The 26,818-nt window shown below is 40.0% G+C and carries 29 protein-coding genes; 14 read left to right on the forward strand and 15 right to left on the reverse strand.

Going from position 1 to position 26,818, the window contains the following annotated elements:
* Window positions 1-113 precede the first annotated feature (113 nt).
* From AC5SLP_RS11680 to arsB, 3 genes are all read left to right on the forward strand, one after another.
* Window positions 114-1,931 (forward strand): putative nucleotidyltransferase substrate binding domain-containing protein, encoded by a 1,818-nt coding sequence (locus AC5SLP_RS11680; RefSeq protein WP_495255334.1) that lies wholly within the window; start codon window positions 114-116, stop codon window positions 1,929-1,931.
* 1 nt (window position 1,932) lies between these two features.
* Complete coding sequence (locus AC5SLP_RS11685) at window positions 1,933-2,544, forward strand: 3'-5' exonuclease (RefSeq protein WP_495255335.1); 612 nt, start codon at window positions 1,933-1,935, stop codon at window positions 2,542-2,544.
* A 245-nt stretch (window positions 2,545-2,789) separates the two neighbouring features.
* Complete coding sequence (arsB, locus tag AC5SLP_RS11690; RefSeq protein ID WP_495255336.1) at window positions 2,790-3,845, forward strand: ACR3 family arsenite efflux transporter; 1,056 nt, start codon at window positions 2,790-2,792, stop codon at window positions 3,843-3,845.
* A gap of 43 nt (window positions 3,846-3,888) precedes the next feature.
* Here arsB and metE read toward each other — a convergent pair whose 3' ends face one another.
* Both metE and AC5SLP_RS11700 read right to left on the reverse strand, forming a co-directional pair.
* Entirely contained in the window at window positions 3,889-6,084 is a 2,196-nt protein-coding gene (metE, locus tag AC5SLP_RS11695; RefSeq protein ID WP_495255337.1) for a 5-methyltetrahydropteroyltriglutamate--homocysteine S-methyltransferase, read from the reverse strand.
* An 81-nt stretch (window positions 6,085-6,165) separates the two neighbouring features.
* Complete coding sequence (locus AC5SLP_RS11700; RefSeq protein ID WP_495255338.1) at window positions 6,166-6,525, reverse strand: hypothetical protein; 360 nt, start codon at window positions 6,523-6,525, stop codon at window positions 6,166-6,168.
* A 137-nt stretch (window positions 6,526-6,662) separates the two neighbouring features.
* Between AC5SLP_RS11700 and htpX the strand changes: the two genes are divergently transcribed.
* The 3 genes from htpX to AC5SLP_RS11715 are packed head-to-tail and all read left to right on the forward strand — an operon-like array spanning window position 6,663 to window position 9,089.
* Entirely contained in the window at window positions 6,663-7,517 is an 855-nt protein-coding gene (gene htpX / locus AC5SLP_RS11705; protein WP_495255339.1) for a zinc metalloprotease HtpX, read from the forward strand.
* A 29-nt stretch (window positions 7,518-7,546) separates the two neighbouring features.
* A complete protein-coding gene (locus AC5SLP_RS11710) occupies window positions 7,547-7,918 on the forward strand; it encodes a cupin domain-containing protein (protein WP_495255340.1) in 372 nt (123 codons plus the stop codon).
* Window positions 7,908-9,089: a YbfB/YjiJ family MFS transporter gene (locus AC5SLP_RS11715; RefSeq protein ID WP_495255341.1), complete on the forward strand. Its 1,182-nt coding sequence runs from the start codon at window positions 7,908-7,910 to the stop codon at window positions 9,087-9,089. Before AC5SLP_RS11710 ends, AC5SLP_RS11715 begins: the two co-directional genes overlap by 11 nt.
* Before the next feature lie 8 nt (window positions 9,090-9,097).
* Here the strand turns inward: AC5SLP_RS11715 and AC5SLP_RS11720 are convergent, their stop codons facing one another.
* On the reverse strand, window positions 9,098-10,324 hold the full coding sequence (locus AC5SLP_RS11720; RefSeq protein WP_495255342.1) for a dicarboxylate/amino acid:cation symporter: 1,227 nt from the start codon (window positions 10,322-10,324) through the stop codon (window positions 9,098-9,100).
* A gap of 91 nt (window positions 10,325-10,415) precedes the next feature.
* Window positions 10,416-10,958 (reverse strand): RBBP9/YdeN family alpha/beta hydrolase, encoded by a 543-nt coding sequence (locus AC5SLP_RS11725; protein ID WP_495255343.1) that lies wholly within the window; start codon window positions 10,956-10,958, stop codon window positions 10,416-10,418.
* 83 nt (window positions 10,959-11,041) lie between these two features.
* On the opposite strand from AC5SLP_RS11725, the gene AC5SLP_RS11730 reads away from it, so the two are divergent.
* Complete coding sequence (locus tag AC5SLP_RS11730; RefSeq protein WP_495255344.1) at window positions 11,042-11,584, forward strand: isochorismatase family protein; 543 nt, start codon at window positions 11,042-11,044, stop codon at window positions 11,582-11,584.
* A gap of 23 nt (window positions 11,585-11,607) precedes the next feature.
* Here the strand turns inward: AC5SLP_RS11730 and AC5SLP_RS11735 are convergent, their stop codons facing one another.
* The 11 genes from AC5SLP_RS11735 to folD form a co-directional block, all read right to left on the reverse strand.
* Complete coding sequence (locus AC5SLP_RS11735; protein WP_495255345.1) at window positions 11,608-12,450, reverse strand: CheR family methyltransferase; 843 nt, start codon at window positions 12,448-12,450, stop codon at window positions 11,608-11,610.
* Window positions 12,450-13,019 carry a CheB methylesterase domain-containing protein gene (locus AC5SLP_RS11740; RefSeq protein ID WP_495255346.1) on the reverse strand — a complete coding sequence of 190 codons (570 nt, stop codon included), beginning with the start codon at window positions 13,017-13,019 and terminating at the stop codon, window positions 12,450-12,452. The genes AC5SLP_RS11735 and AC5SLP_RS11740 overlap by 1 nt, the downstream gene beginning before the upstream one ends.
* A gap of 10 nt (window positions 13,020-13,029) precedes the next feature.
* Complete coding sequence (locus AC5SLP_RS11745) at window positions 13,030-14,481, reverse strand: leucyl aminopeptidase (protein ID WP_495255347.1); 1,452 nt, start codon at window positions 14,479-14,481, stop codon at window positions 13,030-13,032.
* Window positions 14,471-15,055: a DedA family protein gene (locus tag AC5SLP_RS11750; RefSeq protein ID WP_495255348.1), complete on the reverse strand. Its 585-nt coding sequence runs from the start codon at window positions 15,053-15,055 to the stop codon at window positions 14,471-14,473. The genes AC5SLP_RS11745 and AC5SLP_RS11750 overlap by 11 nt, the downstream gene beginning before the upstream one ends.
* 7 nt (window positions 15,056-15,062) lie before the next feature.
* On the reverse strand, window positions 15,063-16,268 hold the full coding sequence (trpB, locus tag AC5SLP_RS11755) for a tryptophan synthase subunit beta (RefSeq protein ID WP_495255349.1): 1,206 nt from the start codon (window positions 16,266-16,268) through the stop codon (window positions 15,063-15,065).
* A complete protein-coding gene (locus tag AC5SLP_RS11760; protein ID WP_495255350.1) occupies window positions 16,268-16,825 on the reverse strand; it encodes an adenine phosphoribosyltransferase in 558 nt (185 codons plus the stop codon). The genes trpB and AC5SLP_RS11760 overlap by 1 nt, the downstream gene beginning before the upstream one ends.
* Before the next feature lie 70 nt (window positions 16,826-16,895).
* Window positions 16,896-17,228, reverse strand: a complete 333-nt coding sequence (locus AC5SLP_RS11765; protein WP_495255351.1) for a hypothetical protein — start codon at window positions 17,226-17,228, stop codon at window positions 16,896-16,898.
* Window position 17,229: 1 nt separating this feature from the next.
* A complete protein-coding gene (gene rpiB, locus AC5SLP_RS11770) occupies window positions 17,230-17,658 on the reverse strand; it encodes a ribose 5-phosphate isomerase B (protein WP_495255352.1) in 429 nt (142 codons plus the stop codon).
* A gap of 104 nt (window positions 17,659-17,762) precedes the next feature.
* Window positions 17,763-18,416 carry a site-2 protease family protein gene (locus AC5SLP_RS11775; RefSeq protein ID WP_495255353.1) on the reverse strand — a complete coding sequence of 218 codons (654 nt, stop codon included), beginning with the start codon at window positions 18,414-18,416 and terminating at the stop codon, window positions 17,763-17,765.
* A complete protein-coding gene (gene lepB, locus AC5SLP_RS11780) occupies window positions 18,416-19,243 on the reverse strand; it encodes a signal peptidase I (RefSeq protein ID WP_495255354.1) in 828 nt (275 codons plus the stop codon). Before lepB ends, AC5SLP_RS11775 begins: the two co-directional genes overlap by 1 nt.
* Before the next feature lie 17 nt (window positions 19,244-19,260).
* A complete protein-coding gene (folD, locus tag AC5SLP_RS11785; protein ID WP_495255355.1) occupies window positions 19,261-20,100 on the reverse strand; it encodes a bifunctional methylenetetrahydrofolate dehydrogenase/methenyltetrahydrofolate cyclohydrolase FolD in 840 nt (279 codons plus the stop codon).
* Window positions 20,101-20,171: 71 nt separating this feature from the next.
* Here folD and AC5SLP_RS11790 point away from each other — a divergent pair, with 71 nt between their 5' ends.
* From AC5SLP_RS11790 to recG, 7 genes are read left to right on the forward strand one after another with little or no spacing between them, the layout of a single operon-like run.
* A complete protein-coding gene (locus AC5SLP_RS11790; protein WP_495255356.1) occupies window positions 20,172-20,516 on the forward strand; it encodes a c-type cytochrome in 345 nt (114 codons plus the stop codon).
* A 46-nt stretch (window positions 20,517-20,562) separates the two neighbouring features.
* Complete coding sequence (gene hemL, locus AC5SLP_RS11795; RefSeq protein WP_495255357.1) at window positions 20,563-21,849, forward strand: glutamate-1-semialdehyde 2,1-aminomutase; 1,287 nt, start codon at window positions 20,563-20,565, stop codon at window positions 21,847-21,849.
* Window positions 21,846-22,145 (forward strand): AtpZ/AtpI family protein, encoded by a 300-nt coding sequence (locus AC5SLP_RS11800; RefSeq protein ID WP_495255358.1) that lies wholly within the window; start codon window positions 21,846-21,848, stop codon window positions 22,143-22,145. The genes hemL and AC5SLP_RS11800 overlap by 4 nt, the downstream gene beginning before the upstream one ends.
* Complete coding sequence (locus tag AC5SLP_RS11805) at window positions 22,126-22,626, forward strand: hypothetical protein (RefSeq protein WP_495255359.1); 501 nt, start codon at window positions 22,126-22,128, stop codon at window positions 22,624-22,626. The genes AC5SLP_RS11800 and AC5SLP_RS11805 overlap by 20 nt, the downstream gene beginning before the upstream one ends.
* Window positions 22,610-23,659, forward strand: coding sequence for a dehypoxanthine futalosine cyclase (locus tag AC5SLP_RS11810; protein ID WP_495255360.1), 1,050 nt, complete (start codon window positions 22,610-22,612; stop codon window positions 23,657-23,659). Before AC5SLP_RS11805 ends, AC5SLP_RS11810 begins: the two co-directional genes overlap by 17 nt.
* Window positions 23,660-23,703: 44 nt before the next feature.
* On the forward strand, window positions 23,704-24,954 hold the full coding sequence (locus tag AC5SLP_RS11815) for a M16 family metallopeptidase (protein ID WP_495255361.1): 1,251 nt from the start codon (window positions 23,704-23,706) through the stop codon (window positions 24,952-24,954).
* Window positions 24,941-26,785: an ATP-dependent DNA helicase RecG gene (recG, locus tag AC5SLP_RS11820; RefSeq protein ID WP_495255362.1), complete on the forward strand. Its 1,845-nt coding sequence runs from the start codon at window positions 24,941-24,943 to the stop codon at window positions 26,783-26,785. The genes AC5SLP_RS11815 and recG overlap by 14 nt, the downstream gene beginning before the upstream one ends.
* Window positions 26,786-26,818 lie beyond the last annotated feature (33 nt).

Genomic DNA, 26,818 nt, shown 5'->3' on the forward strand with positions numbered 1-26,818 from the left:
GTGTGCAATTATGCCACATTTGCTCTTGAACTTTCAAAAGTGGTTTTACATGTAAGAGTGTTTTGGTAAAACTCTCGTTACAATCTAACACTTTTACATGTAAAGGATTGTGCATGAGTTTATATGACCTTGAGGCCTTTTTACGCTCCATTCATCCTTTCCAACTGCTCACGAAAGCAGAAAGTGCCAAAGCCATTGACGCGATGAATATTGCGTACTATAAGAAAGATGAACTGCTTCTTTCTCCCTCTAAATCTTCTGAATTTTTGTACATTATCATTAAAGGAGAGGTTGGAGAGTTTCATGAAGACGAACTCATTAAAGTGTACAGTAAATCAAACTCTTTCGATGCAGACGCACTTATTTATAATCAATGCGAAAGTAGCTTTAAAGTTTTAGAAGAACTTATTTGTTATGAACTTAAAAAAGAGGATTTTTTAGCGCTTCTAGATAGCAATGCCGCCTTTAAATCATACTTTATTCAAGACCTTGCCAATAAAATTCAGTCCGCCAAACAAAAGGAGTACACCACCGAACTCTCAGGTTTTATGATGGCACGCGTGCAAGACAGTTATTTGCATGAGCCGACCATTGTTGAAAAAGAGTGTTCTATTATGGAGGCTCTTGCCCAAATGGAGTTTAAAAAAAGCAGTTGTATTATCGTCAGACACGGGGATGATTATGAGTACGGCATCGTGACGGACAGTGTCGTGCGAAAGCATGTCTTGTTTAACGAATACGACAAACATGCGCCCATTGGTCCCATAGCACTTCATCCTATCATCACGATTGAAGCGGATGATTATTTGTTTAATGCGCTTCTTGCTTTTACCAAACACTCGATTAAACGCATTGTCGTAACCCGTGATGGCGAGATTATCGGCATTTTAGAACAGCTTGATTTGCTGAGTTATTTTGCAAATCATACCTACTTAGTCGCGGTGCAAATCCGAAAAGCAACCAGTATTGATGAGCTCAAACAAGCCAGTTCGGATTTAATTAATATTGTTAAAAAATTACATGTAAAAGGCACGAAGGTTGATTATATCGCAAAGCTTATCTCTGAAATCAATGAAAAGATTTATGAAAAACTCTATGGCATGATCGTTCCTGAACATTTAGCACATAAAGCTTGTCTTATCGTTATGGGCAGTGAAGGGCGAAAAGAGCAGATGCTCAAAACAGACCAAGACAATGCGCTCATCATTGATGATGGCATGGACGCGGCACTGTATGCGCCTTATATGAGCCAATTTACCGATGTATTAATCGACTTTGGGTTTCCAAGGTGCGAGGGAAACATTATGGTTTCAAATCCGTATTGGTGCAAGCATTTTAGTGCGTATGAAAAAGAGATTGAGCGTTGGTTTGATACTCCGAATATGGAAGATATGATGAACCTTGCTATCTTTTTTGATGCCATCAGCGTGGCAGGTGATACCTCGATGCTCGATAAATTAAAAGTTCAAGTATTTGAGCATATCGAAGAACAAACACCTTTTTTAGCTAATTTCGCCAAATCTGCGATTGCCTTTGAAACACCTATTGGGATGTTTACCAATTTGATAGCGCAAAATAACAAAATCGATGTCAAAAAAGGAGGCATTTTCCCCATTGTTCATGGAGTGAGAGCGTTGGCGTTAGAGCATAAAATCGAAGCAACCGATACCAACACCCGCATCAAAAAGCTTGCCAAACTGGATGTGTTTGATGCTGATTTTGCAGGCGCTCTCATCGAAGCGTTGGATACATTGCTCAATCTTCGTCTCAAAGAGCGTCTAAGCAGGAGTGACCAAAAAACACTCGATAATTTTGTCAATATCGAAAATTTAAACCAGCTGGAGTTAGAACTCCTCAAAGACAGCCTAAAAATCGTCAATAAATTTAAGAAGTTTTTGACGCATCATTTCAAACTTTCTTTGGTCAGCTAAGATGTTTGCTTCATTTTTTAGAGCGCGCAACGCTAAAAAACTCAAAGATGAGCGGTACCGCTTTTTATTTGATGCGCCTTGTCCCGATGAAGTGGTCGTTTTCGATACGGAAACAACAGGGCTAAATCCTAAAAAAGATGAAATTCTCTCTATCGGAGCGGTGAAAATCAAAGGCAATAAAATCATCACATCGCAAAAATTTGAGCTTTTTGTGAAACCCACAAAACAGATTAATGAAGCGAGCATTAAAATCCATAAAATCCGCAATATTGATTTACAAAATGGCATGGAAGCCAATGCGGCAATTGAATCATTCTTGCATTTTATCGGCGCATGTCCTTTGGTCGGATACTACTTAGAATTTGACGTTGCCATGGTCAATCGCTACGTCAAACGTCTTTTAGGCATCAATTTACCCAATCCGCAGATTGAAGTTTCTGGACTTTACCACGATAAAAAGATTAAAATGATTCCTGATGGCGTGATTGATTTGCGTTTTGATGTCATTATGAAAGAGCTCGACTTGCCTATTTTTGGAAAGCATGATGCACTCAACGATGCCATAATGACTGCGATGATGTATATCAAACTACAAAATATTGAGAAGTTGTAGTCTTTTTCTTTGCTTCATACGTTTCATACACAGCTTTTCTCTCATGTGAAAGTGGCTATTTTAGCTTGATTGTTTTTTGCTATGTGCATGCTATGAAATTGATATAATATACCGTAGATAAATGTTTGATGCAACGAAACTTTTGGAGAGAGTTGTTGGTTTGAACAGGCTAATGAATATTCAAGGTTTGGTTCAAAGAACAAGCAACTTAAATCAATATATCTTGATATATAAAGGATGTTCTGATGCGCAATGAATCGGTAAGCCCTTCTTCTAGCATGGGCTTTTTTGAACGCTATCTTACGGTTTGGGTGATTTTATGTATTATTATAGGTGTTGCTATCGGTCAATTTCTTCCTATAATTCCTCAGACGCTCAGTCGATTTGAATATGCACACGTCTCTATCCCAATTGCTATTCTCATTTGGCTGATGATCTACCCAATGATGCTTAAAATCGACTTTGCGAGTATTTTAGACGCTGGAAAAAAACCTAAAGGGCTGTGCATTACGTGTACGGTCAATTGGCTGATTAAGCCTTTTACGATGTATCTGATTGCAGCGCTTTTTTTTAAAGTGCTCTTTGTTTCTTTTTTACCTGAACATCTTGCCAATGAATACTTGGCGGGTGCTATTTTACTAGGAGCGGCTCCTTGTACGGCGATGGTGTTTGTTTGGAGCCATCTGACCAAAGGCGACCCTGCTTACACGTTGATTCAAGTAGCGGTGAATGATCTTATCTTGCTGATTGCTTTTACACCTATCGTTGCGTTTTTATTGGGAGTCAGCAATGTCTTTGTGCCGTATGACACGTTGTTTTTATCAGTCGTTTTATTTGTGGTCATTCCCTTGCTGAGCGGTTATCTTTCACGTCGTTATATTATCAAGCACAAAGGGCTTAGATACTTTGAAGACGTTTTTATCAAAAAATTTAACAACACTACTATCTTAGGGCTTTTGCTGACACTCATTATTATCTTTACGTTTCAAGGCGATATTATTCTCAACAATCCTTTACATGTAATTTTAATTGCGATTCCGCTGAGTCTTCAAACTTTTTTTATCTTTTATATTGCGTATGGATGGGCGCGTGCATGGAAACTGCCGCATGCAATTGCCGCACCTGCTGGAATGATTGGGGCGAGTAATTTTTTTGAACTCTCTGTTGCCGTAGCCATTACGCTTTTTGGTTTGCAATCAGGCGCAACATTAGCAACCGTCGTGGGTGTCCTTGTGGAAGTTCCTGTCATGTTGATGCTTGTGCGTATTGCAAACAACACAAAAGCGTGGTTTGAACATTAAACATAGTAGCCATGAGAGGCAAGCGCCTCTCATGGTCATAGGCTTAGCGGACGGAGTGTACCGCTTCTATCATATTGGCTAACGCCGCTTTGGTCTCTTCCCAACCTCTGGTTTTCAAACCGCAATCAGGATTAATCCAAAGTTGCTCTTTAGGCAGTACATGTAAAAAAGCATGTATCTGTTCTTGCATCTCTTCAACACTTGGGACACGAGGCGAGTGGATGTCATACACACCAGGTCCAATTTGGGCTTTGTAGTTTGCTTTTTGGAAGACTTTGAGCAGTTTATTGCCACTGCGCGAGGTCTCGATGGTGATGACATCGGCGTCCATCTTTTCAATGGTCTCGATGATGTCATTAAAGTTGCTGTAACACATATGTGTGTGAATTTGGGTGTGGTCCCATGCGGTTCCTACCGAAGCCCTAAAGCTCTCTACGGCCCATTGTTCATAGGCTTTTACTTTTTCAGCACGCAAAGGATAGCCTTCTTTAAAGGCAGCTTCATCGACTTGGATGATTTGAATGTCATTGCGCTGCAAATCATCAACCTCTTCAGCTATCGCTTGGGCGACTTCATACGCTACTTCATTTTTAGGAATGTCATCGCGTACAAATGACCAGTTTAAAATAGTGACAGGACCTGTGAGCATCCCTTTCATCGGTTTATCGCTCAAACTTTGCGCATAGGTAATCCATTCAACCGTCATTGGCTGTTTACGTCGTACGTTGCCGTATAAAAGCGGCGGTTTAACGCAACGGCTTCCATAGCTTTGTACCCAACCATTTTTGCTAAACGCAAATCCTTCCAATTGTTCGCCAAAGTATTCCACCATATCGTTACGCTCAAACTCGCCATGTACCAAGACATCGAGTCCTATCTCTTCTTGGAACGCCACGCACTGTGCAATGAGCTTTTTGAGTGCTGTCTCATAGTCTGTTTGGGAGATGTCCCCTTTTTTATAAGCACTACGAATTGAGCGCATATCGGCTGTTTGCGGGAAAGAGCCAATCGTGGTTGTGGGAAAAAGTGGCAGTTTTAAAGCCTCTTTTTGCAACGCTTCTCTGATTTTATACGAAGAGCGAGAATAGTGCGGCACGGTTCGTTTGGAAGTAGAGGTTTTTTGCAAAGAGGAAGGATTGTGTACAAACGTTGAATGGTCAAACACCTGAGAAAGAGCGTCTAATTCACCTAGTTTTTCCAAGGCAAAGCTCAGTTTTTCTCGTATCAAAGGGTCAAGATTCTCTTCATATCCTGTACTGTAAGGAACATGCAACAGCGAACACGATGTAGAGAGAATGATCTGCTCTTTGGGGATGACATCGCTGATACGGGCTAAAAGAGAGAGTGTTTTTACCGAATGGCTTTTCCATACATTTCGCCCATCAATCACACCCGCAATCAGCATTTTATCGTTTACATGTAAAAGTGCATCAAGATTCTCTTCTCCATAAACAAAATCAAGTCCAATCGCCCAAATAGGACATTTTCCGAGTATCTCAACGGCTTCTTTGGCATGGTCAAAATAGGTCACGACTGCTATCTTGATGTTACTTGTGCTGACACCTAATTTCTCATACGCAATTTTTAAGAGGCTGAGGTATTTTGGCTCTAATGTTTTCACAAAAAGCGGTTCGTCAAATTGAACAACCAGATGCGTATCGAGCGTGCTTAGTTCACGAAGAATCGTGACATAGGCTTCCAAAACGGCATCAAACAGAACAAAGAGGTCGCTTCCATCAACGGCATTAGAGAGTGCTAAAAAAGTGAGCGGTCCAATGAGATTGATTTTAGGAATAATCCCAATCTCTTTGGCTTCAAGGTATTCGTTTTTGATTTTCGTAATATCTACATGAAAGCTCATCGAAGAGGAAAGCTCAGGAACGATGTAATGGTAATTGGTATTGAACCATTTGGTCATTTCCATTGCTTGGTGGTTTTTATCACCCCGTGCCATTGCAAAATAACGCTCCGTCGCATCCGAAATATCGTTAAAGCGCGGTGGAATAGCACCTAACATTACTGCCGTATCGAGCATTCCATCGTAATAGCTAAAATCGTTGCAAGCGATATAGTTGATATGGTTATTCTTTTGATAGAACCAATGTTTCTGTCGGAGGGATTTGGCAACACTTTGCACTTCGCTAAAAGGAAGTTTGTGTGCCCAATACGCCTCTAAAGCAAATTTGAGTTCACGTTTTTCCCCAATGCGGGGAAATCCTGTGACATACGTTGGTGTCATAATATAAAGTCCTTTTTCATTTTTTGTCATTGTTAAATTAAATACAAAGCTTTGTTTGTAGCTTTATCGTGTTAAATTGTTTTACATGTAAAAGTGAAAAAGAGGTGGATGGATGCCTGATCGGCGGAAGCTAAAATAGCGGCAATTACAGTTGCATTTGCGTCTTTTTTTGGCACGCTTTATGGCAGAATGTGCGCGCGAAGCAAACAGTCGGCTACAAACGCATCGACGTGGACGATAGGTTGAGACAGCTCCTAAAAGAGCAATAGGAAGTGGAGGCGGGTCGTCTTCAAATGCCTCATCCTCAAGCGTGTCACAGCTTAAACGGACCGTATGCGATAGACGTGTGTGATGGCGTTGAATCGTGTGTTCTATTGTGGATGCTTGAATAGAAGCGAGGGTAAAGTACCCTTTTTTGCCAAAACCCAATGGGAGTTTCACGTCACATGTCCTTTAATTTGATGGCGTCATTATAGCACAGCCAAGGCTATTTCGTGGTTGCTAAGGTTTTTACATGTAAAAACTATTTACCATTTTTTGTTACAATAATCATCCTATATTTGATAAGGAGAAACAAAATGGAAGTTGTCAAAACCGTTGTTTTATTGACCCTTTTAACACTCTTATTTGTGTGGGTTGGTGGTATAGTGGGAGGGCAACAAGGCATGGTGATTGCGTTTGTTTTAGCAGGGGCAATGAACTTTTTTAGTTATTTTTACTCTGACCAACTCGTCCTTCGCCACTACAATGCTGTGCCCGTCTCACAAGCAGAAGCTAGAGGTTTATATACGATTGTCGAGCGCTTATGCGCAAAAGCCAATCTTCCGATGCCAAAGATTTATATCATCCCTGAGTCCACGCCCAACGCATTTGCCACAGGACGCAATCCTGATAATGCCGCCGTGGCTGTGACGGAAGGATTATTGCAGTTATTAGATGATGATGAGGTTGAAGCCGTTTTAGGGCATGAATTAAGCCATGTAAGGCACTATGATATTTTAGTAGGAACCATTGCCGCAACCATCGCAGGAGCGATTGGCGTTCTTGCCAATATGATGCAATTTGGCGCGATGTTTGGAGGAGGAGATAGAGACAACAGACCCAATCCACTTTTGATGCTTGTCATGGCAATCATCTTACCACTCGCAGCGGCGGTCATTCAAATGGCGATTAGCCGTAACCGCGAATATATGGCAGATGAAGGCTCTGCACGTCTCACACGACATCCCGAATGGCTACAAAGCGCTCTTGCCAAACTTTCCAGTTACAATGCACAACGTACCATGCACGATGCAACGCCAGAGAGTGCTCATATGTTTATTATCAATCCCTTTTCGGGTAAAAATATCTCATTTGCTTCACTTTTTTCAACACATCCTTCAACAGAAGATAGAATTGCAAGGTTGGAAGAGTTAAAATTTGAGATTCGTTAAAACTATTATTGACAGGTAAAGGATTTAAAATGAAACGCTCTTTAAAAGAAATTCCTAGTACACCCCTTCAAGCAGGCGAAGGTGCGAGCATGCAAATGCTGATTGCACCTAGTGTTGAAACGAACTTTGCGATGCGTAAATTTGTCATTCAAAAAGGCGGTCATATGCCACTTCATACCAATACTGTTGAACACGAACAATATGTCTTGGCAGGTAAAGCGCGTGTGCGTTTGGGAGATGAGAGTTTTATCGCTGAAAAAGACGATGTGTTGTTTATTCCCGCTGGTGTGGCGCATGCGTATCAGGTCATTGGGGATGAGGATTACGAATTTTTATGTTTAGTACCTAATCAAGATGATACCATCGAGATGGTAAAAACGGGCAATAGTTGTGGCTGTTAGAGCGCATCTTCGCCCTATCATCGCAGGAATTTTTGTTGTTTTTTCATGTTTAGGATTGGCTCGTTTTGCGTTTGGTATGATACTTCCTAGCATGCAAGGCGAGCTTTTGATGAATGCTACGGAGGCAGGCATTGTTGGTAGTGCTAACTTCGTAGGGTATTTTATTGGGTTATTTGTAACCTCTTCGTGGTATAAAAAATACGGTGCAGCAATTCTTATCTCAAGGGCACTGTATACTCAAGCGTTTAGCATGATAGCCATGGCGCTTGTTCCGCATTATCTTCTTGCCGCACTTATTTTTGCAATAACGGGTTTCTTTGGCGCATTAGCCAATATCGCGATTATGACGTACATTGCGCAAGTCGTTCCTGTTTCCATTAAAGGTAAAGCAACGGGATTGGTGGTGGTAGGCATTGGTTTGGCAATAATTATGAGTGGGTTTGTGGTTCCAAAATTGGAAAATTTAGCGTACCCTGAATGGCGCACTGGATGGATTTTTTTTGCATTACTCATCATTATCAGCGGTTTTTTTTCGTATAGAACTATCTCATTATTTCCTATTCATACGTCTTTAACAACGCATCATGATAGCCTGAAATTAAAAGAAATTTTTACGTCATGGCCTTTTGTAAAAACAGGAATATTATTTAGTATTTTTGGTATGAGCGCCATTATGTATATGACTTTTTTTGTCTTAGCGGCTGTACGGAAATGGGGTGTCAGTACTGAGATTTCAGGAACATTTTGGTCAATTTTAGGATTTGCCAGCCTTTTTTCAGGACCACTCTTTGGAATGATAAGCGATAAAATAGGGCGTTATAAAACATTAGGTATCCTCTTTTTTTTACAAGCGTGTGCGCATGCACTGATTGCTTCATCGCTACCTGCGTCGTGGTTGTTTGTTTCCGCAGCTCTTTTTGGACTTTCGACGTGGGCTGTTCCTTCCATTATGGCAACACTCAGTTCTGAACTTTTTGGTGTAGAACACACCGCTCGTATTTTAAGTTTGGTCACACTTTTCTTTGGTATCGGGCAGATTGTAGGGCCGTTACTTTCAGGCATGATGATTGATATAACGGGTGATTTTAGTGTGAGTTTTATCACCTCTTCGGCAATGTTGCTCGTGGGTGTAGTACTCTCTTTAACAAGCCTCACAAAAGAGGCTTGTTAGAAGAGGCTTTACGCTATTGTTTGAAGTTGGTCTTTTGCTTTTTCAGGATTCATGTCATCGACAATGACTGCACAAACAGCATCACCTGTGATGTTAAGGGCTGTTCGAATCATGTCAAATACACGGTCCAATGCAAATAAAAGAGGCAATCCCTCGATGGGAATTCCAGCCGCTAATAAAACGGCAACGACAAGAAATGAAGGACCAGGAACACCTGCTTGACCAATAGCACCGAGTGTTGCTGTAAAAATAATCGCTAAGTATTCTGTGATACCTAAATGCATGCCATAAATTTGTGCAAAGAAAATCGCAACCAATCCATAATAGATAGCATTACCGCTCATATTGATGGTAGCACCTAATGGAAGGACAAACGAACACGTTGTTTTAGAAATTTTAAGGTCCACTTCACATGTTTCCATATTGACAGGTAACGTTGCCATAGAAGAAGCTGTTGTGAGTGCTACGGTTTGAGGTTTTTTCATGGCTGAGATAAATTTCATCACAGGCATTTTTGAGAAAAATTTGATGCACAGTGGATAAAAAACAAAACCAAAGAATAAAATCGTACCGACATAGACAATGAAAAGCTTCATAACAAGGACCAAAGCGTCAAAGCCAAATGTTCCAATAGAATCAGCCATTAAACCAAAAACACCTAATGGCGCGAGTTTCATTACAGCTTCAACCATCCAGATTAATGCTTGAATAATGCTCTCCAAACCAGACACTAAAGGCGTTTTTCGTGTGGTTGGAAGTTTAGAGAGAGCGATACCAAAAAAGAGACAAAAGACTAAAACTTGTAAAATATTGGCATCGTTGAGTGATTTGAAGATATTGGTTGGAACCATACCCAAGAGTGTTTCGACTGCACCAGGAAGTGTTCCTTGTGAGGCATATTCATTCGAAAACATGTGTTTAACACTGCTAAGATCAAGTCCAACACCTGGTTCAAAAACTGCGCCAGCAAAGAGCGCACTTGCAACCGCAGCAGCAGAGGTTAGAAGAAAAAAGAGGAGCGTGTAAACACCCATTTTACCTGCAGTTGGGCTATCGCCTAAGTTGGCGGCACCTGACATCATCGAAAAAGCAACCAATGGAATAACAAGCATTTTAATTAAATGAATAAAGAGATCACCCAGTGGTTTGAAGATTACGGCATTTTCACCCATAACCACACCAGCAATAGCGCCCAATACCATTGCAACGAGAATTTGTAAGCCCGTGTTTCTCATAAAAGAACTTTTGTGCACATTAACCCTTTGTAAGAAAATTAAAAAAATCTTTAGGATTTTATCTAATTAAACTGAAAAAAATATGATGTGCTTATTTGGAAGGTAATGCCAAAAGACTTTGAACATAAACGTAACCATCTTCCCATGCTCCCAAATCGCTAGCAGTGTTTATATGTCCTAGTTTACCCATATCGACCAGTTTGCTTCCCCAAGCATGAGAGAGCCTTTGAGAATAAGCAAACGACGCATAAGGGTCGTTGCTACTTGCAAGTAAGATACTAGGAAAATCAAAGCGCTCCATTGGCGTTGTGTGAAATCCTTCTGCAATGGATGGGAAAATAGGCTCTTCAGGATTAGGCGGTGCTACGATGAGAGCGCCTTTGATAGGTGTATGCTGTTGTGCCGCCCAATGCGCAACGACAAGACATGCAATACTATGAGCAACCAAAACAACAGGTTTTTCGCAACTTTGCAAGGTAGCCTCAAGCTTCGCTACCCACTCTTCTGCGATAGGATGCTCCCAATCGCATTGTTCGACACGTAGAAAAGAGGGGTTTTCTTTTTCCCATAATGTTTGCCAATGTGTTTCACCAGAGCCTTGATAGCCAGGAAGAATGAGTGCTGAAGGTTTCATACAATTCCTTTTTTTTAATTAAGAATTATACTCTAGGCTCACTTAAGAGGTCTTAGGTTATGATAGTCAAAAAGGAGAATACCATGAGATTAAACCCATGTTCTACGGCATTACTTCTTGTTGATGTTCAAGAGCGTCTTTTTTACCATATGCATGAATATGCAACACTCGAAAAGCGCTTAGGAACACTTCTTCAAGGCTTACAACTGCTTCACATTCCCATTTTTTGCAATCAACAATATACAAAAGGACTGGGGGAAACCATCCCTTCTCTTCGTAAAATATTAGGCGAGCATCACGTATATGAAAAAAAGACATTTAGTTGCTGTCGCAATGAAGCCATTATGAGTGCTTTAAAACAACAAGGTATTGAGAATGTCATTTTAGCGGGAATTGAGACGCATATTTGTGTGTTACAAACGGCACTTGATTGTTTAGATGCATCGTTTCAGACAATCGTCTGCGCTGATGCAACATCTTCTCGAAAAATTAGTGATTATGAAATTGCAAAAACACGTTTCATCCAAGAGGGTATTTGTTTAAGTAGCGTTGAATCTTTACTGTTTGAATTGATGCAAAGTGCAGAGCATCCAGCCTTTAAAGCAATCAGTACATTAGTGAAATAATTTTTTACATGTAAAGAAATCGATTAGGATTTCTTTACATAGTAAGAGAGACGATTTTCTGTAAATTTTGTGAAAAATCGATTTTCGGGAATAATGTCGGCATGTCCTAAAAAGAGTTTGCCTTCAGGTTTTAAAAGTGATGCAAAGCGTTCAATCGTTTTCAGGCGAAAATCATCGTCAAAATAGATGAGCATATTGCGCGAGAAGATGATATCAAAAGTACCTAAAGCAAGGAAGTCATGCTCAAAAATATTGACTTTCTTAAAATTCACTGATGAAAAAAAAGAGGATTTTACGCGGTAATGTCTCTCTTCTTGGGTAAAAAATTTATCTTTGAGCCTTGCTTCGAGTTTATGCAATGAACGTTCTGAAAAAAGACCCTTTTGTGCTTTATCAATCGCTTCTGAGTTGATGTCAATTCCTGTAATGCTAAATTCTCTTGGCTCTCTACGTCTTTCTTGGAGCATCATCGAAAGCGAATAGACTTCTTCACCAGAAGCACAAGGGGCACATAAAATTTTGACATTGGGGATGGCGAGCGCAAAACTGATGGCTAATTCAAGTTGCGACTCTTCACGGTAAAAATAGGTTTCATTGACTGTCACTAAATCAATCAAATCTTGACGCAATGTTTTATCGTGTTGCAGCAATTCAAAGAGTTTACGAAAACTGTATATCTCTTTGCGTTCACAAAAAAGGCGCAATTTTGTCTCGATGACACTGTTCTTAGCAAAGAGGTCCACGCCAATTTCGCGTTTAATATAGTGTAAAACATCAGTGAGTCCAAAGGTATTGAACTCTTCAGGTTGTTTGATGCTCTGCGTTGTTGCAAGAGGAGTTTCTTTTTTCTTTTTCCAAAACAACATTAGGATTCTCCAAATTTTTGAATGGCACACACAATTTCATCAAGAGGCATCGAGGTTATATGTGGATTAATTTCCACGGCACGTTTAGGCATTCCATAAACTATGGCACTTTTTTCACTTTCTGCAATGCATGTAGCACCATTTTTTTGTAATTCACTGAGTCCATAGGCTCCATCATGTCCAATACCTGTCAGTAAAACAGCTAAAACATCCATGTTTCCTAAACACTCCAGTGCGGAACAAAACAGCGTATCGATGCTAGGATTGTAAGGTGTTTGACCTTGTTCTGTCGGTTCTGCTCTTAATGTACGGTGTTCATTTTTGATTTGACAGTGTTGAGGACAGATATAAATGTGCCCTTTTTCCAAGGTCATTTTTGTATCTAACGCATGAACAGGGAGTAAAAGTTCCGTTTGAAATTGGTTAATAAAGCTAGGAATAAAGGTGCTATTCATATGCTGGGCAATCACAATAGCGCTGTTAAAAGAGGGCGTAATAGAAGATAATATTTTTTTGAGGTGACCGGGACCTCCTGTGGAGGCACCGATCAAGACAACTTTGGGCGACATAGGGCTCCGATTATTTTTTATTTTCTTCTATTAACCAATATAGATTCATTCTAACCCCTGCACCAGTTGCGCCTGCTTGGTTATATCCCCATGCTTTTTCAAGATACGCAGGTCCTGCAATATCGAGATGGAGCCATTTATCTTTGTGCTCTTCTTCAATAAAATTGTCCAAGAAAAGTCCAGCAGTAATAGCGCCACCGTAACGACTTGAGCTGATATTTGACATATCAGCGACGTTACTTTTAAGCAGTTTTTTGAGGTATTTATTAAATGGTAAGACGCCGCTTAATTCACCGCTTTTATCAGCCGCTTTACGCATAGAGTGTTTGAGTTCACTATTGTGTCCCATAATACCTGTCGTGTATTCGCCAAGGGCTACAACGCACGCGCCTGTTAATGTTGCCATATCAACCAGTAAGTCAGGTTTTAATTCTTGAGCATAGCACAGACAATCTGCAAGGACAAGACGTCCTTCCGCATCGGTATTGCGTACTTCAATTGTTTTACCATTTTTTGCAATTAAAACATCATCGGGTTTATACGCATTTCCACCAATCATATTTTCCGTTGCACCAATGATGGCATGGATTTCATAAGGCAATTCCATCTCAGCCGCACCTTTTAAAATCGACATGACAGCTGCGCCACCACTTTTATCGGCTTTCATGGTCACCATATGTTCGCTTGGTTTAAGGCTAAGTCCACCGCTATCATATGTTAAGCCTTTCCCGACATAGACAAAACGTTTTTTCGGATTAGAAGGAGTATAGCTTAAATGAATAAGGCGTGGAGGATGTACACTGGCACGATTAACTGCAAGGAACGCATTCATGCCTTGTTCTTTTAAAAATGTTTCATCCATAATTTTACATGTAACGTTAGGAATAGAGGTTAATGTTTGTGCAATATTGGCTAATGCAATCGGTGTCATATCATTTGGAATGGTATTGACTATCTCTTTTGCAAAATTGGTCGATTCTGCGATGATTTGACCCACTTTAACCGCTTTTGTGGCTGTCTCTACAGAAAGGTCTACACGTGCATAGTCTTCAAGGCAAATATAAATTGTCTCAAGTTTGGATGGCTCTTTTTTCGTTTTATAAAGATCAAACGTGTAGCTTCCTAGCGTAAATCCTTCGGCAAGCGCTTTGATATTAATACCAGGGCAATCATTAGAATAAGTACCAATCGCAACACTTCTAACGGTTGTTTTCTTCAAAGCTTCATACGCTTTGCATGCACCTAGTCGGATATCTTCACTCTCTAAAGAGTCACATCCAACATAGAGTGTTTTACTTTCAGGAATAAAAAGAGATTCTTCATTTTCCGCTTTAAACCCTAAAAGCTCTAAACTTGCTTTATCATGAACCCATACGTGATCTAAATTTTTGTTAATAACAAAAACGATTTTTGCATCAGCAGATGTGTCAAAAAGTTTTTGATTGAGTATTTCAATTTTCATATTTTTCCTTAAATGTCTTATCAGCAACTTTGTGAAAATAATAATAGATGCTTCCTCCAATGCTTAATGCTAAAGGAATAGCAAAATACCAATGGGTTTTTGCCCAATGTAAAACGATGAGGATTTCATCACCAAAAAACCATGCGGGGAAAATGGTAACCGTAGCCCAACACCATGCAGAGAAAAGATTGATGAGTGCAAATGTCTTTGCATCATAACGTGTTAAACCGATAGAAATAGGAATAATCGTACGTAAACCATACATATAGCGCTGTGCAAAAATAATAGGCCAGCCATATTTCTTAAGCAAAAGATGTGCAAGGGCAAGTTTACGGCGTTGTCCGCGAAGTTTACGGTAAACATAGCGTTTATTAAAGCGTCCAATATAAAAATAGACTTGATCCCCTGCAAATCCACCAAGTCCAGCCACAAAAATGGAAATAAATATATTCATATCTCCCGTATGCGAGAAAAGACCGGCCATAATCAGACCACTTTCTCCCTCTAGCATACTCCAGATAAAAAGAATAACGTATCCAAACTCTTTCATCCATTCAATTAGTTGGGCTTCCATAGGGTACCTACTTTATATCAAGAATGGATTTAGCTTGAACCATATCTTTATCGCCGCGACCGGATAGATTGACTATGATAACCTTGTTTTTGATCTCTTCTTTTGGAACTTTTTTAAGATAAGCAACCGCATGAGCACTTTCAAAAGCAGGGATAATGCCTTCTTTACGACTCAACCATACAAAAGCATCTAATGCCTCTTTGTCAGTAATATTGTCATAAATCGCAGCACCCAACTCTTTTAAATGAGCATGTTCTGGTCCAATGCCTGGGTAATCTAATCCGGCAGAAATAGAGTGTGCTTCTAAAATTTGTCCATCATCATCTTGAAGTAAATAGCTCATTTGTCCATGTAAAACACCCGGACTTCCTTTGGCAAGACTGCACCCATGTTTATCGGTATCAATGCCCAGACCACCAGCTTCAATGCCCACGCACGTGACCCCTTCTTCTCCTAGGAATTGACTAAAAATACCCATGGCATTACTGCCGCCGCCAATGCATGCTAAGACCATATCTGGCAGTTTTTTTTCTCTTACTAAAATTTGTGCTTTGGCTTCGTAACCAATGATGGCTTGAAAATCACGTACCATCATCGGGTAAGGGTGAGGACCTGCCACGGTTCCTATGATGTAAAAAGTGTCTCGTGCATGCGTTACCCAATAGCGAATAGCCTCATTCATGGCATCTTTTAATGTTTTACTACCACTTTTAACGCTGTGGACTTTTGCGCCCAAAAGTTTCATGCGAAATACGTTGAGTTCTTGTCTTTCAACATCTTTCTCGCCCATAAAAACTTCACATTCAAGTCCTAAAAGTGCTGCGACAGTTGCTGTTGCAACACCATGTTGTCCAGCGCCCGTTTCAGCAATCACACGTTTCTTACCCATTTTTTTAGCGATTAAGCCTTGGGCAATGGTGTTATTGATTTTATGAGCACCGGTATGGTTTAAGTCTTCACGTTTGAGATAAACTTTAGCCCCTAATTCATGTGAGATGTTTTTTGCAAAATACAACGATGATGGGCGACCTACATACTCATTTAGGTAGTGATTGACCTCTGTCCAAAAATTTTCATTAAAACGCAGTGTTTGGTACTCTTTTTCCAATTCTAAAAGAATTGGCATAAGGGTTTCAGGGACATAGCGTCCGCCAAAAATTCCAAAGTGTCCGTTGGTATCAGGGTCAAATTTTGAAGCTCTAGGGATATACATTAAAACACCTCTAAAACAGAATAAACAGAAGTGTTTTTCTTAATGTCAAGGTCACCTTGCAAAAATGTTAGATTAATGACAAAACAGGCCTCAATACACTGCGCACCTGCTTTATTAATGAGTTTTACCGCCGCAGTCGCTGTACCGCCTGTTGCGATAAGATCGTCAATTAAGAGCACTTTTGGTTTTTGGGTATTGGTTGTGGAGAATGCATCAATATGAATGCAGACTTCATCGACACCATATTCCAAAGAGTATTTTTCACTAATGGTTGTGTAAGGGAGTTTGCCAGGTTTTCGAATAGGAACAAAACGTGTGCGAAGACGCGCCGCAAGTGCTGCACCAAAAATAAATCCACGACTTTCAATACCTGCAATATAATCAATTTGCGTCTCTTTATAACGTTCAACAAGATGGTCAAGTAGGAGATTGAAAGCTTTTTCATCATTGAGAAGGGTTGTAATATCTTTAAATTTTATACCTGGTTTGGGGAAGTCTTCAATTTCGCGAATAGAGTTAAGAAGATACGCCTTATCGGTTTCACTTAAAAGATTCATCAATAGCCTTTATTTAGAAATTTTAATTGAGAAAAAGTGGAAAGAAAAATCAAAGCCAATGAAAATGCCATTATAAAAGTGCCTCGATCTTTCCTTCAAGTTCTTTAATGTGTTGGCGGAGCTTATCGCCTTCCATACGGTATTGGCTGTTTCGTGTACGTAATGATTTGAGGTCATTTTTCACTTTTTTGAGTTCATCGCTTAAAATATCGATATTGCCTAAAGAGCGTTGTAATTGCACTTGATACTTGCGAATAACCACTTCAGCATCATTAAGCGTTTGTTTGACAACAATATTACTACGCTTCTCTTTACGGAGCAATGTTTTAAAATAAAACACCATAATCAATAAATAAAGACATGCGGAAAAAAGTACCGTTGTTATGACCCATTCAAGTACCATGTTATAACTCTATTTTTTCAACACGCAGGGCATGTCTGCCACCCTCAAATGAGGTTTTACACCATGCGTCTATCATAGACTCAATGACACCAAGTCCAACGATTCGCTGACCAAAACACAAGACATTTGCATCGTTGTGTGCGCGTGCCATTTGTGCCGTGTAGGCGTCATGGCATAGTGCTGCACGAATTCCTATGTGTTTATTAGCCGCTAAACTCATGCCGATTCCAGAACCGCAGATTAAAATACCTTGTGTATGAGGGTTATTGATGACTTCATTGCAAAGTGCGTGAGCATAATCAGGATAATCCACACGTGCATCGCTTTGGGGTCCCAAATCAATGACTTCATGTCCAAGGTTTTTCAGCATAGCAATGACATCAGGTTTGATGGCTATACCTGCATGATCGGTTGCAATAAAAAACTTCAAGAATGTCCTTTAGTAACGTAATAGAGTTGATTATAGCACAAGGATTATTAAAACTGACCTTACGGCAGCGCTGTTTCGTGCACGTAAGGTTTGAATGTGAAGATTTAGTAGAGGAGGCTGATAATGTAGCGAATCGGTAAGAAAACGTAATGTGACAATGGTGTTGCAATAAAAATAATCAAAATAATCATGCCATAACGCTCTGCCGATTCATATAAGCGAACAATAGTCGTCCATCGAAAGATAATAGCAAGATACGTTAGGGCATGTGAGCCATCTAACGGTGGAATGGGGTATAGATTAAAGACACCCAAGACAACATTGTAGATAAGCGATTGAATCAAAAAAAAGATAATAAAGACTTCGATAAAGCTATTGGCTTCACGAAGATCCGGTAAAAAGCTTAAGAGAATAGCACAAATAAGCGCAAGCGTAAAATTGTAAGCAATCCCTGCCAGTGAAACATGAATAGCGGCTTTATAACCGCCGTTTCGAATCACGGTTGGAATATAAATAGGCACGGGTTTCGCCCAACCAAACATAAAAGGAGCGCCGCTGAAAAAAAGCACGGCAGGAACAACAATTGTCCCCACTATATCAACATGCACTAAAGGATTAATACTCAGACGTCCTTGATGTTTTGCGGTGTCATCACCATAACGATATGCCACATAACCGTGCATAATCTCATGCCCAATAATCGCAATCATCAATGCTAAAATAGTAGCAGTGATTTGGATGATATGAACAGCATCCATTAGAAAAAGCTCTGATCGTATTGCATGGAATCGACAAAACGTCCGATGCGATTCCATCTGATTTTATAATCATCGTCCCATGAAAAATAGATAAACCAAGGTTTGCCAACGATGAGACTGTAGGGTACACTGCCCCAAAAACGACTATCGTTTGAGTGGTCGCGATTGTCGCCCATCATAAAGTAATGATCTTTTTCGACTTTCGTATAAAAAGCGTTGAAACTGTACCCAGAAATTTTAGGCAACTCTTCTACCAGGGCTGGTTTCATAGCTAATTGATTGGCGGAGAGATGCAAGACCATTTGTTGAAAAAGGTCGATGGCATTGTCATACTGAATACCATGAAATTTTTCCATATAAGGGTTATTGACCCATAATTTTCCTGCAATCGTTTTAATTTTTTCCGTAGGGTAGTTGGCTTTGATGTAATCATCCCCTTCAGCAAAGTGGATATAGAGGTTTTTTTCTTGAAATAAAATTTCATCACCTTCTGTGGCCACACAACGTTTGACATAATGGACTTTAATGTCATTGGGGTAACGGAAAACAACGATATCACCTCGTTTTGGACCTTCTGCAGAAATTAAGTGTCCGTTGCCTTTAAAATCGGGCAAAACTGGAATTTCAAGCCAAGGAAGGTGGGGTGTTGGAATACCATAAGAAAATTTTTTGACAAAAAGATGATCGCCAATGAGTAAGGTTCGCTTCATCGAACCACTAGGAATCACAAAAGCTTGAGCCACAAAAAAAATGACGAATAAAACGATGATAATCGTTCCTGTCCAACTGTTGGAAAAATGGTAAAAGCGGTTAAGTGTATTTTTCATTCTAATCCTCATATACCTTAGCGATTTTGAGCCGCTTTGATAGTGTTTTCAAGTAGCATAGCAATCGTCATAGGACCAACGCCTCCGGGAACGGGCGTGATGTAACTGCATTTTGGTGCAACATTGTCATAATCGACATCACCGACAATGCGCCCGTCTTCGGTTTTATTGATACCGATGTCAATGACAATGGCTCCTTCTTTGACCATATCTGCTGTGATAAGGTTTTGCTTGCCAACACCGACGATAACAAGGTCGGCTTTTTGTGTATGCGCTTTTAAGTCTTTGGTAAAGATGTGACAAATATCAACCGTTGCTCCTGCATTTAAGAGAAGATTCATCATCGGTTTTCCCACAATATTACTTGCCCCTACCACGCAAGCGTCTAAGCCTTTTGGGTCAACATGATAAGCCTGAAGAAGGCGCATGACCCCTAAAGGTGTACAAGGAACAAAACTCTCAAGCCCTGCAACTAAACGTCCCACATTAAAAGGATGAAAACCATCGACGTCTTTTTTAGGGTCGATTGCCTCAATAATTTTTGTGGTATCGATGTGTTTAGGAAGTGGAAGTTGGACTAAAACACCATCAATATTGGGATTGTTGTTAATCATAGCAATCGTTTCTAAAATTTTCTCTTGAGAAATCGAAGAGGGCATTTTGTGAATAATGGAGTAAATTCCCGTCATATCACACGCTTTTTCTTTCATCTTAACGTAGGTTTGACTCGCCGCGTCATCGCCGACTAAAATAACTGCAAGACCGGGGGTAATTCCTTTCTCATTCAGTGCGTCACTTTCTTTTTTGAGTTCAATTTTGATTTGATTTGAGAGTGCTTTTCCATCGAGGATTTGCATCAAAACATCCTTTTAGTTCATTTTTGGTACTATATCAAACTTACTATTAAAGAGAGGATAAAGCGTTTTTGATGAGACGTCTGCTAATAGGGTGTGTTGTAGCAAGTTTAATGGCTGTACAAGCATTGAGTGAGGATTTTATTACGAAAATGGAGTATGCAAAAATGCTCTATTCTAACCCCAGAGGAATAGGCTGTAATAAGTGCCATGGCGAAAAAGGCGAAGGTTCAGTGATTGCTCAGTACATTCAAAAAAACAAGCATGTTTCACTCACGGCACCCAACATTACCAATGTACCTAAGGAGCGTTTTTTTCAAGCTCTTACCTCCCAACATAGAGTTATGCCAACCTACTTTTTAACATGGCAAGAGATTGATAGTTTGTATTATTATGTTTCAAGTGAAGTAAAAAAGTAGCTTGTTTTGAGTAAAATTTTAAAAAATAATTTCGAGGAAATGGAAGATGCACTGCGACAAAAGTATTAAAGCGTATGAAAAAGCAAGACATGTCATCCCTGGTGGTGTGGACTCTCCTGTAAGAGCATTTAAAAGTGTCGGTGGCACACCCCTTTTTATCAAAAGAGGTGAAGGTGCACATCTGATTGATATTGACAATAACCGTTATGTGGATTATGTACAAAGTTGGGGACCGTTGATTTTCGGTCATGCTGATAAAACCATTGAAAAAGCAGTCATAAAAGCGGTCAAAAAAGGACTCAGCTTTGGAGCACCCACAAAAGCTGAGACCAAACTAGCTTCTTTAATTTGTTCACTCTTCCCTGATATGGACAAAATACGTTTTGTGAGCAGTGGAACCGAAGCGGTGATGAGTGCTATCAGACTTGCGCGCGGTTTTACATGTAAAGATGATATTGTCAAATTTGAAGGGTGTTATCATGGTCACAGTGACTCTTTACTCGTCCAAGCAGGCAGTGGCGCCGTTACTTTTGGAACACCGAGCTCTCCTGGCGTTCCTGCTGATTTAACGAAACATACGTTGTTGGCAAAATACAATGATATTAAAAGTGTCAAAGAGTGTTTTAAAAATTCTAAGAATATTGCGTGTATTATTATCGAACCTATCGCTGGAAACATGGGTTTTGTTCCTGCGGACGCGGCATTTTTAGATGAGCTACGTGCATTGTGTGATAAGCACGGTGCATTGCTTATTTTCGATGAAGTCATGAGCGGTTTTAGAGCATCGCTTCAAGGTGCACAAGGTGTTTATACTACCAAACCCGATTTAGTAACGTTTGGAAAAGTCATCGGTGGCGGTATGCCTGTGGGTGCTTTTGGTGGACGCGCTGAAATTATGGACAAACTCTCTCCCGATGGTCCTGTTTATCAAGCAGGAACTTTAAGTGGCAATCCTGTAGCAATGGCGGCAGGTTTAGCTTCGCTAGAGCAAATTATTGAAGATGAAGCGTTATACGCCCGTTTAGAAAAAAAAGCAAAACGATTGGTTGAAGGTTTAAAAGACGCTGCGGCACTTTCAGGCATTAGCCTGCAAGTCGGTGCGATTGGCTCAATGTTTGGATTCTTTTTTAACGAAAAACCCGTTAAAAATTTTGACGATGCTCTCAAAAGCAACACACAATGTTTTGCCGCATTTCATCAAGGAATGTTGAACGAAGGGTTCTATTTTGCGTGTTCTCAATTTGAAACAGGTTTTATTTGCGATGCGATGAGTGATGCGATGATTGAAGAGACAATTGAAGCGGCCATCAAAGTATTTGAAGAGATAGCATGAGCGAAAAAGAAAAACCAAAATACGGTAAATTCGTCGAAGGAGCTGAACAGCTCTCATTAGGTATTTCTATTGTGGTCGCTGTTTTAATCGGTATTGGAATTGGTATGTTAATGAGTAACTGGTTTCATACACCTTGGTTATTGTGGGTAGGCGTTTTTTGGGGTGTCGGCGGAGCCATTTTAAATGTCTATAAAGCGTACAAAAAAAATGTAGAATCTTTAGATGAACTCAAAGACGATGTCAGGTATAAAAAATACCAACAACCCAAAGATGATGATGAAGACGACGACAAGTAAGCTATTTTCATTGTATATTTTGGGCGATGTGCTTGTTTTAGTCTTTGCATGGATGCAAGGTGGAGACTGGCTTTTAAATACACAAGTGGCATTTGTGTGTTCTTTATTAATTACACTTGCGTCTTTTCGCTCATACCAACGATTTGTTGAAAGAAGAGTGGACGCTGGGTTGATTCCAGATGATAAGTATGAGCAATTTTATACCGAGGATGAAACAAAAGACGAAGAAGCAAAACAAGAGATTAAACCATCTAAAATAGGCTTTAAACAGAGTTTTCAAAATCTTGCCTTAAGCTATAAAAGTGCACTTTCGCTGTATCGTATCGTCGCATATGGCGTGTTGTTTGTAGCTGTTTTATTTTTGATTCGCCACGATCAACTTGATGCGGTGGCTTTTTTTATAGGACTCAGTGTTGTCCCACTTGCAAGTATTGTGAGTGTTTTGTTTGTAAAAAAGGGTTTACATGAAACGAATGAGTAATGAAGAAGCGTTACGATTAATCCGCGAGGAAGACCTAAACACATTAGGTCAAATGGCGATGCAGCGCAAGATGGAGCTTCATCCTAACAATATAACAACCTTTGTTGTTGATCGCAATATTAACTACACCAATGTCTGCTGGGTCGATTGTAAATTTTGTGCTTTTTACCGTCATGCCAAAGAGGGTGAAGCGTATGTGCTCTCTTTTGAAGAGATTGGTAAAAAGATAGAAGAACTCATAGAGATTGGCGGAACGCAAATCCTTTTTCAAGGTGGCGTTCATCCTAAGCTTAAAATTGAGTGGTATGAGGATTTGGTTGAGTGGATTAGTACCAACTATCCTAGCATTACGATTCATGGTTTCTCTGCCATTGAAATTGATTATATCGCTAAAATATCTAAGATTAGTTATAAAGAGGTTGTGCATCGCCTTCAAAAAAAAGGCTTATACAGCATTCCTGGTGCGGGAGCTGAGATACTTAGCGATAGAGTACGCGATATTATCGCGCCTAAGAAATTAGGGAGCGAAGAGTGGCTTGCCGTTCATAGGGCTGCACATCAAATCGGCATGAAATCAACGGCTACAATGATGTTTGGAACGCTAGAAAGCGATGAAGAAATTATTGAGCATTGGGAGAAAATCAGAGCGTTACAAGATGAAACTGAAGGTTTTCGAGCGTTTATTATGTGGAGTTTTCAAAGCGAGCATACCAAACTCAAAGAAGAGCATCCCGAGATTAAAAAGCAGTCTTCCAATCGCTATTTAAGACTCTTAGCCGTGAGTCGTCTTTATCTGGATAATTTTAAAAATATCCAAAGTTCTTGGGTGACGCAAGGCAGTTACATCGGTCAATTAGCACTGTTGTTTGGTGCGAATGATTTGGGAAGCACGATGATGGAAGAAAATGTAGTTAAAGCAGCAGGTGCGGCCAATCGTATGAATCAAGAAGAGATGATTAAGCTCATCAAAGATATCGGTTCGATTCCTGCAAAACGCGATACCTCCTATACAATCTTGGAGAAATTTGCATGAAATATCTGTTTGTGTGGTTGATGATAATGTTACAAGGAGTATTAGTGGGTCAAGAGATTAGTCAAATTAATGTTGGTGGAGTGAATATTCCCGTTGTGTTTGAAAAAGACACCTCTTTACCTATCACATCTGTTCAGCTGGTTGTTAAAAATGCTGGTAGTATGGAAGATGCACACAATGAAGGCATCGCTAAATTTCTAGCGGCGATGTTGGGTGAGGGCACAAAAGAGATGGGCTCTACTGCATTTGCCGAGGAGCTAGAATTTCGAGCGATTAGTCTGGGTGCTCACAGCGGTGTTGAAACGCTCGTTTTTGAAGCCTCTTCACTGAAAGAGCAATTTCCTTATGCCTTAGAGATGTTGGCAAAATTGATTAAAAATCCTAATTTCACCAAAGAGAGTTTTGAGAAAATTAAGCTCATGACACTTGGTATGCTCTCTTCTAAAGAGAGTGATTTTGATTATATTGCCAATCTTAATCTTCAAAAATTAATCTTTGATAAGACGCCGTTTGCGCATGCTTACAATGGGGATGTTAAAAGCATTAAAGCACTGAAACTAAAAGATGTTGAGAACTTTTATTATGAGCATCTCAATTTAGAAAGTCTGATTATTGTTGCGGGCGGCGATATTGATCTTGAGGAGCTTAAAAAGTTACTCATGCCTGTGTTAAAAGAGATCAAACACGGTAAAGTGCGTTCAATGTCGTATTATGATGCGAATAAAAATGCTAAAGAAGTGGTTGTTCATAAGCAAAGTGAACAAGCCTATATCTATTTTGGCGCGCCGTTTTATATGAAAAGCGGTGACCCTGACGCGTACAAGGCAAAAGTAGCGAGTTTTATTTTAGGCGAGAGTGGATTTGGCAGTCGTTTGATGGAAGAGATACGTGTTAAACAAGGCTTGGCCTATTCAATTTACAGCCGAACCAGTATCGGAAAATCAAGCAGTAGCTTTACAGGCCATTTGCAAACTAAAAATGAAAATTTAGAAAAGGCTAAAAAATTAGTCTCTTCCGAAATCAAAAGCTTTATCGAAAAGGGTGCCACCGAAGAAGAACTCGCGCAAGCAAAACGGTTCTTACTTGGGAGCGAGCCACTACGCAATGAAACGCTTTCGCAACGTCTTTCACGTGCTTTCTTTGAGTATTACAGCGGATTTGAATTGGGACATTCTAAAAAACAGCTTGAGAAAATTGATAAGCTGAGCTTAGAAGAACTCAATAGTTTTATCAAAAAACACGATGAAATCTCAGCCCTTAGCTTTTCGGTAGTCACGAAGCGTGAAAAACCTTGATCTTGATCCGTTAGATAAAGATCGCTTCAAAAAATTGGGAGTAGGAACGCTACTAGATTTAGCGCTTCTTCTCCCTTATACGTATGAAAATACTTTCTTAACGCCGGCTCCACTTTTTAATGAATCCAACACATTACATGTAAAAGTTATTTCGCATAAACAAAGCCCTAAAGTCTTTCAAGTGAATCTCTTGGCAACAGAATGGGATATGCCGCTTGAGGGCGTCTTTTTTGGTGTAAAACCGTACCAAAAAGCGTTGTTTAAAACGGGTAGTGAGCTTTATATCAGCGGAAAATTGCTTTATAATGCTGGAAGAATGCAAATCATACAGCCTCATGTTATTACGACGATTAATACGTTAATCGCTAAATACAAAACGCCGCTTCAAAATAAAACGGTTGTGGGATTAATCAAACGTTATATTACTGAAGAAAATTTATGCCAAAGAGGATTACATGTAAAAGAGGCGCAAAGCCTGATGCGTCTTCATTTTCCTACACCCAAAGAGGCTTCAAAATTCACCACGTTTGGTTATACCGATGAGATAAAAAGGACACTCAAATTTGTTGAGATTTTCAATTATCTTCAACACCTTTCAACGAAAAAAGTGACGTTCCCAACGTGTGGAAAACTCACAGGAGATGAACAGGCGTTTATTCGCACATTGCCTTTTAAATTAACCCATGACCAAGAAAAAGTGATTGGTGAAATCAAACGTGATTTTTTAGGTGAAACAGCCACAAAGCGCGTTGTTATGGGTGATGTTGGGTGTGGTAAAACGATGGTGATATTAGCGTCCATGATGATGGCTTACCCTCAAAAATCTGTCCTAATGGCACCTACAACTGTTTTAGCAACACAACTCTTTGAAGAGGCGAAGAAGTTTTTGCCTTTACATGTAAAAACACTTTTAGTCACGCAAGAAGCGGATACCAAAGAGGATTTGCATGTGGCTGATTTTTTGATTGGTACGCATGCTCTTTTGTATCGCGATTTGCCAGAGTGCGCACTGGTCATGGTGGATGAACAACATCGTTTTGGTACAAAACAACGCTCCTTATTAGCTTCGCTTGTCTCAAAACAATCATGGCATCCGCATTATTTACAATTTTCCGCTACGCCAATTCCAAGAACTTTGAGTATGATTCAATCCTCTTTGGTCGATTTTTCCTTCATCAAAATGCTACCTTTCCCTAAAGATATCACGACTAAAGTCATTGGCAAACAGAATTTTAAAGCTTTACTAGAGCATCTGCGCTTGGAAATCGTCCAAAACCATCAGTGCATCATTGTCTATCCTTTAGTCGAAGAGAGTGAAATGGTCAATTATCAATCCATTGATGAAGGGCGTGGCTTTTGGGAAAAAAACTTCGAAAAAGTCTATGTGACGTATGGCAAAGATAAAAATAAAGAAGAGATACTCAAAAATTTTAAAGAAGAGGGCCATCTACTCATCTCAACAACCGTCGTTGAAGTGGGTATCTCTTTGCCACGTCTTTCGACGATAGTGATTGTAGGAGCAGAGCGATTGGGGCTTGCGAGTTTACATCAGCTTCGAGGTCGCGTCAGTCGAAATGGACTTAAAGGGTATTGTTATCTCTATACCAATCTTCCAAAAAGTGAGCGATTGGAAAAATTTTCTCAAACATTAGATGGATTTGAGATTGCCGAACTTGATTTAGAATACCGTCAAGGAGGAGATGTCGTTGGAGGACTCATTCAAAGCGGTAAGAAACTGGTTTGGTTTGAAATGGGGAGTGATGAGGAAATCTTAAAAGAGGCAAAACGTAGAATCGAGATAAATTCTGCCAACAATGTTGGCAAGCTTTAGTGCCATAGCGGCTTAGCGTAGTTAAGGGAGCTT

It is taken from the genome of Sulfurospirillum sp. E15m (assembly GCF_059415145.1).